Below are 17,074 nucleotides of genomic sequence, written 5' to 3' on the forward strand. Positions count from 1 at the left end.
CCTCAATGGCCGCAGACGTGCTGTCGGCCTTTACCGAGACGGTTGTTGTTTTGTGGCGATGTCGGTGTTTGGGGGTGGCATCCACGGCCGTAACTCCGACCAGAAACAGCATGGAAAATGCCAATAGATATTTTTTCATTGTGTTATTGTTTATCGTTTTTACGTATATAAGACGCAAACGAATGCGATTTAGTTGCAGAAGATGCGTAAAAATGTATCGTAAAAGTGACGGAAGTGATGATGTAAGTCGGATTTTATTTGTATTTTTGCACGTCAACGCATTGATTGATATTCGTACAACTATGATAAATGAAATAGATAAACATATAGAATTGAAGGGAGTCAGGGTAAACAACCTCAAAAACATCAGCCTTAACATACCTCGAAATAAGTTCATTGCCATTGCTGGCGTTAGCGGGTCGGGCAAGTCTTCGTTGGCTTTCGACACGCTTTATGCCGAAGGACAGCGCCGTTATGTGGAGTCGCTCTCTTCATACGCACGCCAATTTCTCGGCAATATGAGCAAGCCCGAATGCGATTTCATCAAGGGATTGCCGCCTGCCATTGCCATCGAACAAAAGGTTAACACGCGAAACCCACGTTCAACAGTGGGCACTTCCACAGAAATATACGAATACATGCGCCTGCTTTTTGCGCGAATAGGCAAGACTATATCGCCTGTTTCGGGACAAGAAGTGAAAAAACACAGCGTGGAAGACGTGATACAATGCACCAAACAATACTCCAATGGAACAAAGTTCGTGGTGCTTGCGCCCATACACATACCAGAAGAAAGAACTTTTGAGAAACAACTCAGCATGTTTGTGCAAGAGGGTTACACCCGATTGTGGCACAAGGGCGACTTTATGCGCATAGACGAGCTTGTGGAAAACGAGGAAAAGCTGAAAGCAGCTACCCCCGATGAATACCTATTGCTCATAGACCGACTTGCCGTAGACGATAGCAAGGAACACCTTTCGCGACTAACCGACTCGGTAGAGACCGCCATGTACGAAGGTCATGGAGAATGCAGGTTGGTGTTTCTTCCTTCCAACATCACCTACGAATTTTCTTCGCGATTTGAAGCCGACGGCATGACCTTCGAAGAGCCATCGGACAACATGTTTGCCTTTAACTCTCCGCTAGGCGCTTGCCCCACATGCGAGGGCTTTGGCAAGGTTATCGGCATAGAGGAGAGTCTTGTTATACCCAACTCCACGCTTAGCGTGTACGATGGTTGCGTGCAATGCTGGCATGGCGACAAGATGGGCATTTGGAAAGAAGAGTTTTGCAGGCGTGCTGCACAAGACAATTTCCCCATCTTCAAACCTTACTTTGAATTATCGAGAAAGGAAAAAGACATGCTTTGGCATGGACTTCCATCCGAGAAGGGCCGCGACATCAGCGAACAGGTGTGCATCGATGCCTTCTTTCAGATGGTGCGCGAGAACCAATATAAGATACAATACCGCGTGATGCTGAATCGCTATCGCGGCAAAACAACTTGTCCCGAATGTCATGGAACACGCTTGAAGAAAGAGGCTACATGGGTTAAAATAGACGGAATGAGCATTGCCGACCTCGTGGAAATGCCCATCGGCAAGCTTAAAACATGGTTCGACAACTTGCAACTAAACGACTATGACGCTAAGATTGCTGCCCGTTTGCTCACCGAAATAAACAACCGACTACAATTCTTGCTCGACGTTGGGTTGCATTACCTCACGCTTAACCGCCAATCAAACACGCTTAGTGGCGGCGAAAGCCAGCGCATACAGCTCACCACATCGCTAGGCAGCTCGCTAGTAGGCTCGTTATATATTCTCGACGAGCCCAGTATAGGTCTACATAGTCGCGATACCGACCGCTTAATAAAGGTTCTGAACGACCTTGTGCAAATAGGAAACACTGTAATTGTTGTGGAACACGACGAAGATATTCTGCGAAAGGCCGACCATCTCATTGATGTTGGCCCAGATGCAGGACGCTTGGGCGGCGAAATTGTATTTAATGCCCCTGCAACCGACATCACAAAGGATGCCTTAGAGAAGTACCCCAACAGCCATACCGTTGCTTATCTCACGGGAGCAGAGAAGATTGACACGCCAACATCAAGGCGCAAGTGGAACCAGTCGATACTATTGAAGGGCGCACGCATGAACAATCTCAAAGGCATTGATGTTACCTTTCCGCTCAATGTGCTGACAGTTGTAACGGGCGTAAGCGGTTCGGGCAAGTCATCGCTCATCAAAGGCATACTTCATCCCGCACTAAAACGCAGCATGGGCGACGTTGCCGACGCACCAGGAGAGTTCATTGCGCTGGAAGGCGACCTTAAACGGGTGAAACATATCGAGTTCGTAGACCAAAACCCCATTGGCAGAAGTACGCGTTCTAACCCTGCCACCTATGTTAAAGCATACGAACCCATACGTCAACTCTTCGCAAATCAGCCCTTAGCCAAGCAATTGGGGTTCTCGGCTCAATACTTTTCGTTCAATGCCGAGGGCGGACGATGCGAGGAATGCAAGGGCGCAGGCGTGATAACTGTGGAGATGCAGTTCATGGCCGACTTGATTTTAGAATGCGAAACGTGTCATGGCCAACGCTTCAAACAAGACGTTTTGGATGTTCGCTACGAAGGAAAGAATATTAACGACATTCTAGACCTAACCGTTTCGGAGGCCATTGAGTTCTTCGCCGCCCATAAACAAACTGTTATTGTCAATAGATTACAGCCACTTGAAGACGTTGGCTTGGGCTATATTAAGCTAGGTCAAAACTCGTCTACCCTTTCAGGAGGCGAAAATCAGCGCGTGAAACTAGCCTATTTCATTGGACAAGAGAAGGCCGAACCTACGCTTTTCATCTTCGATGAGCCTACCACAGGACTTCATTTCCATGACATTAAGCGGTTGTTAAAGGCTATGGGCGCGTTGATAGAACGCGGCCACTCTGTCATTGTGATTGAACACAACATGGATGTGATAAAGTGTGCCGACCATGTTATCGACCTTGGACCCGATGGAGGCGACCGCGGAGGGAAGTTAGTGTTTGCCGGAACACCCGAAGAGCTGGCCAATTGCAAGGAGAGTATTACCGGAAAATACTTGAAAGCGCAGTTGGAAAGCTAACAAACCACGCCCCACCCCATTCCAACAATGGGCAAAATGCTAATGGCAGTTGGCAGAACAGCATATAACATTCGTTCAACCAACTGCCATTAAGCATCTGTGTTTAAGAGAAACTCCTCATGAATAATGCGCCTTAGTTTTGTTTTTGATGTTGTTTTCAGCAGATTGTCATTGGGCAAGCATAGTGTTCTTTTTCTCACCAAGGCAATGTTCAAGCAAGCTTGGCATTGTTCGTTTGGCTTAACAAAAGCATTCGCCTAAAAGGTCAATCCGTTGTTTGCGGCAAGTGTGTATCTTATTTTAGGTAGATTGCAGACCTCTTTGTGTCTGCGCCACATTGCAGTGCGTAGTTGTCGCCACACCAACGCATGTTTATCAAGAGGGGCGTTTCAAAGTGTTTTTACTTCAACAGTTTTTCAGTAAGTTTCTCCAACATGTCTTTTGTCATCGAGTCGAGGTCGTATTTCGGCATCCAGCCCCACTCTTTCCTTGCAGCCGAGTCGTCCATTTGGTCGGGCCAGCTGTCGGCAATGCTTTGTTTCAAGGGGTCAATTTCGTAAACCATTTCAAACTCCGGTTTGTATTTCCTAATGGCTTGGTAGATGGTTTCGGGGTCAAAGCTCATAGAGGCAATGTTAAATCCGTTATGATGCACCAATTTTGTCTTGTCGGCCTCCATCAGTTGGATAGCGGCATGCAAGGCATCGGGCATGTACATCATGTCCATACGCGTGCCCTTACCGATGGGACAAACAAACTTTTCGCCTTTAACTGCCGAATAATAGATGTCTACGGCGTAGTCGGTTGTTCCACCTCCGGGAGGCGTTACGTACGAGATGATACCAGGGAAGCGCACCGAACGCGTGTCTACTCCATATTTTTTTGGTAGTAGTCGCTCAACAATTCGGTTGTAACTTTCGACACGCCATAGATAGTTGCAGGGCGTTGAATGGTGTCTTGCGGTGTCATTACATGCGGCGTGTCGGGCCCGAACGAACCAATCGAACTAGGCGTAAACACTGCGCAACCATTCTCGCGTGCCACTTCCAAGATGTTCCACAACCCGTCAATGCCGATTTTCCATGCCAATCGCGGTTTACTCTCGGCCACAACAGAAAGCAAAGCGGCCAAGTTATAGATGGTGTCGATGTTGTACTTGCGCACCACTTCGGCAATCATCTCCGGATTTGTCACGTCGGCAATGGCACAAGGTCCTGCATCTTTCAGCTCGCCCTTGGGCTCTGCGCCCTGAATGTAGCCTGCCACCACGTTACTGTTACCGTAACGTTTCCTTAATTCACCAGTAAGTTCAGAACCTATCTGGCCCGTAGATCCAATGACTAAAACATTTTTCATAACTGTTTTATCTGTTTTTTTGTTTTTCAGATGCAAAGTAAACGCTTTTTCTTATATGTATAAAAAGTTAATATTTAAAGAAGTTTAAAATTTAGCGAGTTCGCAAAAAAAACTCCTTTTACAACCTTTGTATCAAAAAAAATGATTTACTTTGTCCCTTGTAACTTAAATTTAAGGATCATTATGTATGGCAAAATGAAAGAACATCTCAGCAAGAGCCTCGCTGAGATTAAAGAGGCCGGACTCTATAAAGAGGAAAGGCTCATTGAGAGTGCTCAGCAAGCTGCTATCACGGTGAAGGGAAAAGAAGTGCTGAACTTCTGCGCCAACAACTACTTAGGCCTGTCTAACCATCCTCGTCTTATCGAAGGTGCAAAGCGCATGATGGACCGCAGGGGATTTGGCATGTCGTCTGTTCGCTTTATCTGTGGCACACAAGATGCCCATAAAGAGCTGGAGCAGGCCATTTCTAACTACTTCCAAACCGAAGACACCATTCTCTATGCCGCCTGTTTCGACGCTAACGGAGGTGTGTTCGAACCACTTTTCACCGACGAAGACGCCATTATCAGCGATGCGCTTAACCATGCATCCATCATCGACGGCGTTAGACTCTGCAAAGCAAAACGCTATCGCTACCAAAACGCCGACATGGCCGACCTTGAACGCTGTCTGCAAGAGGCGCAACAACAGCGTTTCCGCATCATCGTTACCGATGGCGTATTCTCTATGGACGGCAATGTGGCACCCATGGACCGCATTTGCGACCTGGCCGAAAAGTACGATGCGTTGGTAATGGTAGACGAATCGCACTCGGCTGGTGTGGTTGGTGCAACGGGGCATGGCGTTAGCGAACTCTGTAAGACCTATGGCCGCGTAGACATCTACACAGGAACATTGGGTAAGGCCTTTGGTGGCGCATTGGGCGGATTTACTACTGGCCGTAAAGAAATTATCGACATGTTGCGCCAAAGAAGTCGTCCTTACCTCTTCTCAAATTCACTTGCGCCTTGCATCATTGGCGCCAGCATCGAAGTTTTCAAGATGTTGGCCGAGAGCAACGAACTTCATGACAAGCTAGTAGACAACGTTAACTACTTCCGCGACAAGATGATGGCGGCTGGTTTCGACATCAAACCCACTCAGAGTGCCATCTGTGCGGTAATGCTTTACGATGCCAAACTATCGCAAGTGTATGCATCGCGCATGCTCGACGAAGGCATCTACGTAACGGGTTTCTACTATCCTGTTGTTCCCAAAGAGCAAGCACGCATCAGGGTGCAAATTTCAGCAGGCCACAATCGCGAGCAGCTAGACAAGTGTATTGGGGCTTTCATTAAGGTAGGTAAGGAGCTTGGAGTGCTAAAATAAGCCCTCCCACCTTTTGTATATACGCTCCCGAAGGATTTCATCTGTCCTTCGGGAGTTTTTCTTTGTCAACTCTTCAAAGATAGACTTTACTAACCTGCGTACCCTTTTCTTTCAATAAGAAAGGGGACACAACCTCTTGGTTGCATCCCCCTATGATTTGATATGTTAACAGAGCTAAGTCTTAGCAAACCTTTTCCAACCGCTTGATGATGGAGAAGATAAACAAGGCAGACAGCAAACAGCAAACGATAAGCACGCTCCATACCATCCACAATTGCATGTCGCCCCACAGGTAACCAATGATGGCAACAAGATAGTTACCGATGGCCGTAGCCACAAACCATCCACCCATCATCATTCCCTTATACTTAGGAGGTGCAACCTTAGAGACAAACGAGATACCCATTGGCGAAAGAAGCAGTTCGGCAAAGGTTAACACGAGGTAAGTAGAAATAAGCCAGTCGGGAGAAACGAGCAAACTGTCGCTGATACCGGAGTTCTTAACCTCTGTTGGTGTGGGCAAGCCAAATGATGCAATAGCCAAAACGAGGAAACCGCAGGCAGCGATAAGCATACCATAACCGATTTTGCGAGGTGCAGTAGGTTCTTTACCCTTGCGACCTAGATAGCCAAACACGGCCAAAGACACCGGCGTTAGCGCCACAACGAAGAAAGGATTGAACTGCTGGAATATCTGGGGCAAAATCTTGATTTCGGCATCAAGCGATGAGTAATTGGCCACGATGCCGATAATAGCACCAGCCAATACCAACGCTGCAATGGTTTTGCCTTTGGTGGTTTTAGACTGGAATAGCGAGAATGCACTATAAACAGACACTACTATCAGTACCAAGTTAAGGATGTCGAAACCTAAGCGGTTAAGTCCAACAACCGACTTGGCGGTGTAGTCGCGCGCAAAGAAGGTCATCGTCAGTCCGTTTTGGTGGAACGCCATCCAGAAGAAAATAACTACGGCGAAAACCAACAGCAAAGCAACAATGCGCTGTTTGGTTTCAGCAGGGCTCAATTCGGGCTCGGCAACGGCATCGTTACCAGCCTTGGCAGCCTTCTGTTTGTTGTTTACGTCGGCATGCTTGAAGGTTGAACGGAACACCACATAGATAATCATCGACACGATAAGTGATACGCAAGCAACGGCAAACCCATAGTTGTAAGCACGTGAAAGCTCTGAGATGTAAGTGGTACAGAAGCTGGTCATGTCTCCTGCATACCCTTGTGCAGCCTTCAATTGTTCGAGCAGCACACTACCATCGGCTTTGATTGTTCCATCCAAGAATTGGTGTGCCAATGAAGGAATCTGCGGCTCATAGGTGAAGTTGGAGCCTGCCAACACGTAGTTGGTAATCTTGGTGGCAGCCGTGGGAGCGAAAAGCGCACCGATGTTGATGGCCATGTAGAAGAGACTGAAAGCAGTATCGCGCTTGGAGCTTAATTGGGGATTGTCGTAAAGGTTGCCCACCAACACTTGAAGGTTGCCCTTAAACAAGCCCGTACCGCACGATATCAACGCCAACGCACCGAACATCATGGCTTTGCCAGAGAAGTCGGCAGCTGTAGGGATGGCCAGCAGCACGTAACCCAAAAACATAATGACAATACCCGAGGTTACCATCTTGCCATAACCGAACCTGTCGGCTAGGATTCCGCCGATAAGCGGCATGAAATAGACAAACCCGAGGAAACTAGCGAAGATGGTAGACGTCTCTGTAGCCGTGTAACCAAACTTGGCCTGCAAGAAGAGGGTAAAGATGGCAAGCATCGTGTAATAACCAAAGCGCTCGCCAGTATTGGCTAATGCCAATGCATAAAGTCCTTTCGGTTGACCTTCAAACATAATCGTTAATTTTTAGTTTTTAATGAATGATATTTTGTTTAATGTATTTTTCCTAGCAAAATGAAAACTTGTCTGGGTGTGGATGTCGCCATCTACATGGTTTGTCATTTCGATGTGTGGGTAAGGTCGAACAGGTAGGCCATCTTCACAATGATGTTGCCGAAGTTAGAACGCCCAAAGTAGTCGCGCTTGCTATCGCCATAAATGTTGCCCAACCCATAATAGTAACGCCCTTCTAAAAGGAAGTGTCCCACACGAGGTATGCTGTACTCCATACCCAGGCCTGCTGCTATGCCGTAGTCGAACGTTCGTTCAACGGGCATGGCCTCTTGTTCCGTCACCTTATTAGCCCTGTCGGCTAGGTTTCGGGTAGACGAATCGTAATTTGTTTTAGTGCTCTCGCTAAGGTAGAAACCCATCTGAGGCCCCACCTGGAAAAAGAATTGTGCGCCACGCGCCTCCCTACCCCATGCCAAATGTGCGAAGATTGGCACTTGTATGTAGTTTATCGTGCGGCTATATTCCTCGGCCAATCCTGTAGTGGCATTCACTACGGGGTTGCGTTCCAAGTCGCGAATGTCTTGTTTCCACCCCAATGAGGCGTAGTTTACCTCGGCATAGATGGAGCAGATAGTATTGAAGTATTTCTCTGATACGTATCGAAAAGACAATCCGCCTGTAACACCACCATGATAGCCTTGGTCAACACGAGGGTTAAACCCAACATTGCTCAACACATATCCGCCATTGAAACCTATCGAGAAGTTGTTGCGGTAGGCCCCTATCTGCGCTTTGCACATAGTGGTAATTATCAAACACGCGGCGACAATTGCCAATGTTCTTGTTTTCATGCGTTAATAACTGATTAGTTCTATCCGTTTATCGTTGGTATAACGCACTAACATGAATGCTTGGTTCTGCATTCCGCCGCTACCCACTCGCTTGAAGTTGAGCGGTGTTTGCACAGTTGCGTACGCACTTTGTGCCTTGCTGCCATTAAATGCCTTACCATATTTATGCAATCCGCGCAAGAAGAACTGGGCATGGTCGTAGCCCATCAGCGCAAACTTGGGTAAAGCGTATAGCGGTTCCACACCAAACCAACGACGATAGCCTGCTTCCAGCTGCTGTGTTCGCGTCGAGAGTGGATTGTAATAGAAGGTGGTGGGGATGTGGGCGTTGAACTTAAAGAAGTTGTCGAGGTTGTTTCTGGTGTACATCAACCACTCCGTATAGCCGTAAAGCGACACCACAACACTTGGATTGCTGGCTACAAGCCCTTTAAGTTTGGCCATAGCCACCGTTAGTTCGGGCGAACGGCCTGTGTTAAGCACAACAACGTTAGGCTGCGTACGACTGAATGCCTTAGCAAAAAGTTCTTCGCTCGACTTCAAGTTGGTAATGCTGTACTTTACACCTCGAGCATTCAAACGGTTACGAAGGCCGAAAGTAAAGATTCCTTTCTTGCTTGTAGAGTCGTTACAGTCGATAAACACTGCGTGTTGGTTTCCGAAACGTGAGATAAAGGCATCTATCGCGGCATTGTTCAGTTCGTCGGTAGATTGATAAACTTGAAAAATCTCAGGGTTACGACTTACTTCGTCACCCCAAATGGAGAAGGGAATAACCAGCTTAATTCCAGCCCCTTTGCAGAAGTCGGACAGGGGCTTCACCTGCTTTGTGTACAACGGGCCGAATATAATGTCGCAATTACGAATGCTTGCGTTTTGAAGTGTGGCGCGAATGTCAGCGTCTATCGGCACGTTCCATGCGTGTATGTCGATTGAGTAGCCTTGTTGTTTTAGGCTGTCGCATCCCATGAGAAATCCTCGGTAGTATTCCGTCATCCGCTTTCCGTCGCCATCCACGTCGTGTAGTGGCAGCACGATACCAACTTTAATGGTCTTAGCCTGTTGCCCTTGTTGAGTGGAGCTGGCTGCACTTTGCGATTGCGGCTTTGTGGCAGATGCTGCACTTGTGCTCGTGGGTTTCTGGGCTGCATTCGATGGATAAGGGATAAAGATGTAGTCGCCTTTTTTCAATTCATATCCAGCCACTTTCATCTCTGGGTTGGCGTTGATAAGTTCTTCCAACGTAAGCCCAAAGTTCTTAGCTATACCGAAAAGAGTGTCTTTTTTCTTCACCTGATACATGTCGCGCCACTTTAAGTTTTGGGCGTCCGCAGGGATGCAAAGAAAAGACACGAACAGCACCAGCAGGTATCTGATAATTGCTTTTGTCATTGTTCTTCCAAAATTGGTTACTGCAAAGATAACGATTTTGAAAGAATGAACAATGAATTTTAAAATTAATTGCATACTATTCTTTATTTCTGACGTATCTATACGTGACTAATACCATTGCTAACACCTCTTTATTATATAAATGTATGCTTGGAACAGGAAACAACCCTGATGTCAAATTCCATGCAGCTTAACATCCTATCAACTCGTCTTCTTATCGTCTTATTAACTCGTTAACTGGCTAACTCATCAACTCATCTTTTTGACGGTTTCTCAACTGGTCGACAGTTCTACTTGTCAACCGGTCTACTCGTTAACTGGCGCACTCGTTAACTTACTCACTCGTTAACTTACTCACTCGTTAACTAGTCTACACATTAACTAGTCTACACATTAACTAGTCTACACATTAACTAGTCTATTCGCTAACTAGCCCACACATCAACTAGCGTATTCGCTAACTTAAACACTCGTTAACCTGTCTACTCGTCAACTTGTTAACTTGTCTGCTTACTTCTTAACTGGTTAATTTGTCAACTACTCAACCGATAGTTTCTTTTTGTACAAAAAGGGCCTAACCGTCTTAACGATGCAAGCAGATTCGATGTTTCCTTATAGCGCGACGTAGTGGATGTTATGCAATTTGCTGCAAACACGTTGCTATTTGCCCCAACATGCAAGGCAAAATAGCGAAATTACGCTGAGGTCAGCTCAACTTCCAATATTTCTATAATTTGGGAGGAGCTTATAGTCGATGTAATGCAAAACCAAGATAAACACCTCTTCTAATGACGAAGTACTAGAAATAAATACGGTAAAATATGAAATCCTACCCCATTTGTCTGTGGCAAAACATGGCCATGTCTCAAAATGGTAACCTAGCAGGAGTTCTTTCAGTATCTTCTTCACAAGTTGAAAGCATCTTTCCTGTGGCACATAATGAGGAAAAAGTAAAGAGCATTTCTTTATGTTTCTTGTGTTCTTATGTCAAAATGGACGTATTTCTGTCAAAAAACGGAAGATGAATGTTTTCGTTAAGCCAAATGAACAATGTCGAGCTTACTCGAACATTGTCATGCCGAGAAAACGCACTTCTAGAGAAACGAGAAAAGAACGATTAACTCGTTCACTTATCAATTTGCCTTCTTGTTAACCTGTACACCCGTTAATCCGTCAGCCACTGTAATCTTTTCAGCAAGAAATTTAACATTATGAGTGCTCATTTTATCCACCAATCGCCACCTTGCCGCAAAAAATCGATTCTCGCGAAGGTTTGTTTAGATGCAAAAGGAGGTTAGCTTGTGAATGCGGTGAAATGAATTTTTATTTGAAAAGATCGTCATTTGCACCACACTTGGAGCTATTTGCGGCTAAATGTACTGCAATCTGCACCAAAACGCAGTGCAATATGCCGCTAAAAGAAGTGCGTTTTGCCGCTAAATGCAGTGCGTTTTGCCGTTAAATGCAGTGCGTTTTGATGCTAAACGCAAGGTAAAATGGTTCAAAATGCAGTGCAAAATGCAGCTAAACGTAAGACGAAAAGAATAAATATGCACTGCAATGGTATAAACAAAACCTTTAAGGACCATGAAAGACATGGCAAAAAAGGCAAAATGGTCGTTAAGAAATGGGGTTTTAGGGGCAAAAAGTAGGTAATTGGGTATAAATAACAATGGACTGGCAACCAAACTAGAAAGGCTAAATGATGCAAAATGCAGCCTTTTTTCTTAAAAACGAACATGTTGGAAGACGCGAAAGACTAGAAATAGTGGCATATTACCTACTTTATGGCCTATATTTTCTCTAAAACGGAGTAAAAATTAGAGCACTATTGTAAAACTAAAATAACAATTTAACCTTTTGGTTTGATGAGTTTGTGTGTTTGCAAGTTAATGATTTTTTTTAATTGATGAGTTTGCAAGTTGATGAGTTGATGCTTTCGGGAGGTGTTGGTTTTTCGTGAGTTTGTAAACCAGTGAGTTGCTTTGTACTGCACTTCGTATATAAAGAAGAGTGCTTACCTTGTGTTGGCATCACAAAGATAACAAACTCCACTCAGCTTATTGAAATATTAAAAGCCAAGACAGGCTCGAGGATTTCATAATGAAGGCTTATCAAAACATACATCAACGTGAGAAGATTTTATTTCTGGCATCACCACATTCATTAACAACAACGCCCTACTTGATTTCGTGTATCTAAACAAAACAGATGGCAAACAGTGGAAATAGATTAAGCACTTTGTCCAAAAGCTAACCATTCCTATTACATTACAGAACGTCACCATTTAGAAAACAATATTTTTTTAAACTTTTTCGACCTTTTTATTTGGCAGTTCAAATATTATGTTTAATTTTGCGATGTGAATCAGATATACATCTGTAAAATCACAAAAAATAAAAGTATAATTATATTATAATAAAAGAAAGGAAATCGAATGGAATAAAAGAAATTAGTTGCAATTTGAACCCATAATACCACAAAACGTGTCATCGGGTAACAAAACGTTAGTTTTAATTCGGAATTTACAAAATAAATACTTCCGTAAAGAAACAACGCCACACGCATCTAGTTTAATAATATTTGGTTAAACCATATCAAGAAAGACATTTACATTTCTAAATACCATACAAATATATCGAAACCATGAAAACAAAGGCAATGTTTCCCAACCTACGTGTTTGGCCTATCCAACATCAAAGTACCATTACACAACCTTGAAGCGCCAATGCGCAAAAGACAGCCTTAGTAAGCCATGAACATGCACAAAGCTAGTTCACATCACAATGAAGGGGAAAACAATTTCGCCTATGCCTCGAGATGGGTAACTCAAAACGCCACGTATTGAAACGAGGCGCTTTGAACCCCATCCGCGGAGGCAAACACAACAAGACACCATGAACACACTTCAAAAACGATTCATTAACAACCACTATATAAATCCCAGCCAAGGCACAACTCACGCCAATGTGCACAAAGGCGGTCATTAACAACTCTCTTAGATAATTGTGTCCACAAACAGGCCACAACAACCACACCAGCCCGCAACAAATCCATGAACACACGCCAACTAAGGCCCGCGGGTTGTTACAAATCACATCAAAAAATGAAAGAAGAACAACTGAAAGAACGGCAATGCCCATGCAAAATGGCGTATGTATGTCCCGACATCGCCATGACCGAAATGGCGATGCAAGGACAACTGCTACAGGCATCAGCAAAAGGCGATCACAAAACGCTGCCAAACGGCGGAACGGTGTACAACAACTCGGGTAGTTCGGGTGGAGATGCCGGAACAGCCGAAGAAGACAACGTTATCAGCAACAGTAAGGGATATACCCTCTACGAATGGGATTAACTCCCCCTCACACTTATCTTTTATGGTGGAACGAAAAATAGCATTTATCATGAAATTCATTACACAACACATGAAGCAATTGGCAATGGTGGCTTACGCGTTCGCCTTAGCATTTACGCTGGGGGGATGTGTTAACGACCTGACCAACAACGAGCATAGGGCAGAGAACAAAGAGACGAAGGAAACGTTTAACACCAAGTCGTTCGCTGGGGTTTCCAGCCAAATGGAACTGCCCAAGACAAAAACGTCGGGTAAGTATACAGACGTATCGAAAAAGCAAGACGGAAGTAAAATGGGCATCCAATTTTATTGGGATCACGATGACTATCAAAGGCTTTGGGTAAACTTGGGCGGAACCACGGGATGGCAAAGATTCTACAAACAAGATACACTTAAGCTTTTAAATGACGGGAAGATTGCCCAATCACGCTTTTATCTATACTCGAGCTATAAGCTTACCGAAGAAAAATATCCGCTGTGGTATAGTTACTACGGCTTTAGTAATGGCCAACGGTTCACTTATATTAATGATTACACAACACAAATACGAGCTAACGATTTTACAAAATTATCGGAGCAAGGAGATTGTGGGATTGCCACAGCTGTCGACAACGGAATATGGTATGGGTTCACCCTACAACACGTCACTTCGTATATCAACTTCATGCCTTACGCAGGTGAGGGAAAAAGCAAAGAAGCTTTACTTAAATGTAAACTTACTCATATTACGCTCACTACCGATGAACCTAACTATGGTTATTACTACTTTGATGAAAATGGTAACCTTGACGAAAGTAAAAAACCAACAGGACCAAGACGCGCGAGAACGTTAAACTGTGTCGACCATTTAAATTACACGGGATTTTCGGTTCCAGAAAGTAGAGAAAGTGCCAAAAAGAATGCGGCAATTATGGTGATGGCACCAGGCACATACCATAATGTAGAAATAACTTACACGCTTTACGACCCCGTTGTTCAGACAACAGGTGTGTTTAAGAAGTTCATTTCTGAACTTACACTAAAACCAGGCAAAACCACATCCATGTTCTCGAAACTTGTGGCGGACGATGTTTCCCACCTGTTCGGAAGATACCACATGTGGGGAGCATCACAGTTTTATTGGCAAGGGCATGAAAGCAACGCGCACCATAAGTGGAGACAAGGTGGCGTAGACGGTATAGCAGGTTATCCAACCCCAGGAGACCCTCGCTATAAAAGTGACTATTATGCCCCTGGTGTAGGTAATGTCGCACCAGCAGGGTCGATTGCCAGCACCGTTCCCTCAGCCAACTTTCTTAGTTGGTATGTAAAACTCGGCGATCCACGTTGGGACGATTCGCCCTTTACCTATGATGGACATCTCTTTACAGGTAGGATGTGGTTTCGTAAACGCCAATATTTTGCACCTGCGGCAGGACTTACAGATGAGTCGATGAATGCGAAAGGCGCAAGCGGACGTGATTGTAGGGCTTGGAGAAATGGTGGAGTTAGTAACACTCCCACAAAATGGGAAGATGTCCCCGAAAGTAACCGCTCACATTACTTCTGCGTCATGGCACTAGGATACTATGATAGTGGTGGAAGACTGTATATGGGGACTGAGTATGAGGGAAGATACTGGACCAGTACTTGTGTACCAGACTTTGAAAGTTACGGTCCAAGATGGGCTTATGTGCTGATGTTTAATCGTAACAATGTCTCCGTGGTTGGAAACACCCACTTTTGGGCATCACCTAAAGAATATGGTTATCAACTATGGCCAGGAGAAAATTAAGAACAACCATAAATTAACGATCATGTTTAAATTAATATATAAATTGTTGAGTTTTCTTCCTGTATGCGCATTGGCCATGATGCCAATGGCATGCTCGGAAGAACAGAGCCTGGCACAGCCAGACAACAACCAAGAAGAACTGGAACCTGCCGTTAGTTTCACTGGCTCGATGAACTCACCTTCATCACGCACCAGTGGGAAATACGGGAAAATTGATGCAACAAACCTGGGCATAACCTTTTACTGGACGACCAACGACCATGAGCACATGTACATAAACAGAGGTACAGACACTTCGCCTATCTGGGAACGCGCTAGCAAAGTGTCCTTTACAGATAAAGATGCAACGACCCATTCCGCAAATGCTTCATTCAGGTTTAAGGGCAAATATGAAAATAAGCAATACACCATGCTCTATGTTGGCGGTGACCAAAAACAGTCCTCAAAGAGTAAACTTTACGTAGACTTTGCCCGAATTCAGAAACAAACATCTCTTGATGATGGGGAACTAGCAAACAGCGGCGATTGCGGTGTTGCAAAGACAACCTGTGACTATTATAAGAAAGAAGGAAAGGGTTGGGGCTATCATGGTGACAAACATACCTTTAAACTAGAACACAAGGCAGCATACGTAACCTTTATGCCATATAACCCCCGCGGACACATGGACAACACCTACTTCGTTAGTGCGCAAATAGAGGCAAAAGAAAGCCTATACGGCAAATTCCCATTTACAGAAAAGGGAGTGGATGTTAGCAAACGGCCGTTAAACCAAAATAAGGTTACCCTGAACCTCGCCACAAAAGGCATGGGAAATGGCTTGCCCATCGCTTCAAATAAGGAAGATGCCCAAGAACATGCAGGTATCATGGTGCTACCTCCGGGTAAATATACCGATGTGCTTGTGAAATTCATCATTAAGGACCATAGCACAGGGAAAAGGTTCGACGTGAAGAAGTCTTACCCTGCATTGAACTTGGAAGCGGGTCTGAATCAACCCATATTCTGCCGGCTTGAAGTGGTTGACTTCACACCCTCGTTCAACAATTACAGCATGTGGGGCGCAGAAGACCCATATTACACCCTAGACGCAAAGGCACCACACAATTGGAACAAAAATGCAACGAGCATACCTGCGCCCGAAGACGAAAGATGGCCGCACGATGGAGACACACGCTGGTATAGCGAAGACGAGGATGCGCCTGCGGGTGTGTTAACAGACGATGCCTTCACAATCAACGATGCCTCTTACATCTTGGCCAAGGATTGCTATTGGGACGAGAATTACCTGTGGGCTTTCGATGGGCATCTACAAAAAGGAGCGCTATGGGTTCCTATTATTAGTAAAAGGGCACACCACGGCTTTCGATGGTAAGGATTGGACAAGCGTACCAAGCTCTAAGTCAAAAAATGCAATCTCAGACGAGGAGCATCCAATTGTGGGCTACTATCCCTTGCCACTCATCGGTAAATATGTAGACGGCGCACTTGTAGAAGTGGGAGCAGCTGGCTATTACTGGATTAATAGGGCCGACCCCAATAGTTCCGACAGCAAGGCTTACTATCTCAAGGTAACCAAAACTGGAGTGAGCATAAACCACGATGGCAGTAAGGAATGGGGATGTGTACCTTTCACGGGCGATATTCGCCCATAAACAATGAACTCGTTTTTATCAATCAATAATACTTCATAGCTTAATGGAAGGCAGGCTGATGTGACATCAGCCTGCCCTTTTAATATATTCCTCCTCATTCTTCCCATTCAAAGTGTAGAATAACATTTCACACTTTATTCCTTACCCACTAACTCGCCTTTCCATATTATGCTTATCGAAGTCGTTCGGGTTTAAATATCTCTATCAATTGGGAGAAGTGCATGACAAGTCAACTCACTGGCTGATATACTCCCGAAAGCCCAACAACTCCCGAAGACATCAACTCACAAACTCCCCAACTCAAAAAATCATTAACTCACTAAAGTTT

9 protein-coding genes and 1 pseudogene are annotated in these 17,074 nt (G+C 45.0%); 6 read left to right on the plus strand and 4 right to left on the minus strand.

Annotated features, from left to right (window positions below; translation table 11 throughout):
- Nucleotides 1-302 precede the first annotated feature (302 nt).
- Entirely contained in the window at nt 303-3,134 is a 2,832-nt protein-coding gene (gene uvrA, locus BN93_RS08440) for an excinuclease ABC subunit UvrA (protein ID WP_019187903.1), read from the plus strand.
- 400 nt (nt 3,135-3,534) lie between these two features.
- On the opposite strand, the pseudogene BN93_RS08445 reads toward uvrA, so the two are convergent.
- A pseudogene (locus BN93_RS08445) lies at nt 3,535-4,490 on the minus strand (NAD-dependent epimerase/dehydratase family protein).
- A gap of 183 nt (nt 4,491-4,673) precedes the next feature.
- Here BN93_RS08445 and kbl point away from each other — a divergent pair.
- Nucleotides 4,674-5,861 (plus strand): glycine C-acetyltransferase, encoded by a 1,188-nt coding sequence (gene kbl, locus BN93_RS08450; protein ID WP_019187904.1) that lies wholly within the window; start codon nt 4,674-4,676, stop codon nt 5,859-5,861.
- Between the two features lie 181 nt (nt 5,862-6,042).
- Here the strand turns inward: kbl and BN93_RS08455 are convergent, their stop codons facing one another.
- The 3 genes from BN93_RS08455 to BN93_RS08465 all read right to left on the minus strand — a co-directional run bounded on the left by BN93_RS08455 (nt 6,043) and on the right by BN93_RS08465 (nt 9,959).
- Nucleotides 6,043-7,716 carry a peptide MFS transporter gene (locus BN93_RS08455; protein ID WP_019187905.1) on the minus strand — a complete coding sequence of 558 codons (1,674 nt, stop codon included), beginning with the start codon at nt 7,714-7,716 and terminating at the stop codon, nt 6,043-6,045.
- Nucleotides 7,717-7,820: 104 nt separating this feature from the next.
- Entirely contained in the window at nt 7,821-8,567 is a 747-nt protein-coding gene (locus tag BN93_RS08460) for a porin family protein (RefSeq protein WP_044260223.1), read from the minus strand.
- 3 nt (nt 8,568-8,570) lie between these two features.
- The gene (locus tag BN93_RS08465; protein ID WP_019187907.1) at nt 8,571-9,959 is read right to left on the minus strand and encodes an amino acid ABC transporter substrate-binding protein; all 1,389 of its coding nucleotides are present in this window, start codon (nt 9,957-9,959) and stop codon (nt 8,571-8,573) included.
- A gap of 3,106 nt (nt 9,960-13,065) precedes the next feature.
- Between BN93_RS08465 and BN93_RS08470 the strand changes: the two genes are divergently transcribed.
- From BN93_RS08470 to BN93_RS18605, 4 genes are all read left to right on the plus strand, one after another.
- A complete protein-coding gene (locus BN93_RS08470; protein ID WP_019187911.1) occupies nt 13,066-13,317 on the plus strand; it encodes a hypothetical protein in 252 nt (83 codons plus the stop codon).
- A gap of 22 nt (nt 13,318-13,339) precedes the next feature.
- The gene (locus BN93_RS08475; protein WP_019187912.1) at nt 13,340-15,091 is read left to right on the plus strand and encodes a hypothetical protein; all 1,752 of its coding nucleotides are present in this window, start codon (nt 13,340-13,342) and stop codon (nt 15,089-15,091) included.
- Between the two features lie 22 nt (nt 15,092-15,113).
- Nucleotides 15,114-16,466 carry a hypothetical protein gene (locus BN93_RS08480; protein WP_232211147.1) on the plus strand — a complete coding sequence of 451 codons (1,353 nt, stop codon included), beginning with the start codon at nt 15,114-15,116 and terminating at the stop codon, nt 16,464-16,466.
- Nucleotides 16,467-16,530: 64 nt separating this feature from the next.
- The gene (locus BN93_RS18605) at nt 16,531-16,746 is read left to right on the plus strand and encodes a hypothetical protein (RefSeq protein WP_019187914.1); all 216 of its coding nucleotides are present in this window, start codon (nt 16,531-16,533) and stop codon (nt 16,744-16,746) included.
- Nucleotides 16,747-17,074: the final 328 nt, after the last annotated feature.

Source organism: Prevotella conceptionensis 9403948, assembly GCF_000312305.1.
GTDB lineage: Bacteria > Bacteroidota > Bacteroidia > Bacteroidales > Bacteroidaceae > Prevotella > Prevotella conceptionensis.